The 395-nt window shown below is 48.9% G+C and carries 1 protein-coding gene; it reads left to right on the top strand.

Annotated features, from left to right (window positions below; translation table 11 throughout):
• On the top strand, positions 1 to 395 hold a 395-nt coding region (thpR, locus tag A3757_RS04820), incomplete at both ends, for an RNA 2',3'-cyclic phosphodiesterase (RefSeq protein ID WP_197469789.1).

Below are 395 nucleotides of genomic sequence, written 5' to 3'. Positions count from 1 at the left end.
AAGTGTTACAGTATCAGCCGCCAACAGCTGAGGGCGCTCGCTTACTTCGCCCTGAACTCTTGCATATGACCTTACAGTTTATTGGTGAAGCAGAGCCTAAGGTGGTCAGCCAAGCACTGCAGAATATCCAATTCAATGCCTTTAGTACTCACTTCACTCAAACCGGAGTCTTTTCCCCTAAAAAGAGTAAGAACATTTTATGGCTCGGGCTCGCCCTGAATGATGACTTAGCTCGGCTGCAAAAAATGATTAGCCACTCACTACGCGAAGCGGGCATCAAAATCGACTCCCGTCAGTTCACCCCACATATCACGTTGGCGCACTGTAAGCACAGTATGGATAAGGCCTATATCGACGCATTCGTCAATCAAGAGCCCATCGCCAGGCCTTACCAG

Source organism: Oleiphilus sp. HI0117 (genome assembly GCF_001635235.1).
This window is presented reverse-complemented; position numbering and strand designations above follow the sequence as displayed.